Origin of the sequence: Nitrosospira sp. NpAV (assembly GCF_000832065.1) — a bacterium.
Lineage (GTDB): Bacteria > Pseudomonadota > Gammaproteobacteria > Burkholderiales > Nitrosomonadaceae > Nitrosospira.
In genome coordinates this window covers 1-250 of record NZ_JXQM01000292.1, presented here as the reverse complement: position 1 = coordinate 250, position 250 = coordinate 1, and the positions used below count along the sequence as shown (strand labels likewise).

1 protein-coding gene is annotated in these 250 nt (G+C 63.6%); it reads right to left on the bottom strand.

What is annotated here, in order from left to right; all coding sequences use genetic code 11:
• Positions 1–250, bottom strand: a 250-nt coding sequence (locus tag SQ11_RS16155; RefSeq protein ID WP_041515233.1) for a sugar ABC transporter permease, incomplete at both ends; no start/stop codon positions are given.

The window sequence follows — 250 nt, the reverse complement described above, 5'->3', positions numbered from 1 at the left end:
TCAGGGCGATGCCGATCCCCAGCGGCACCTCGATGGCCAGCACGGTCAGCGAGAAGGCAAACTGACGGAGCACGGCCGCCTGCAGGGCCGGGTCGTTGAGCATCTCCTTGAACCACTCGGTACCCGTGAAGAAGCGCGTATTGGCATCGAAGACGTCCTGGACCGAGTAGTTGACCACGGTCATCAGCGGGATGACGGCCGAGAAGGCCACCAGCAGCAGCATCGGCAGAATCAGCCACCAGGCCCGGTT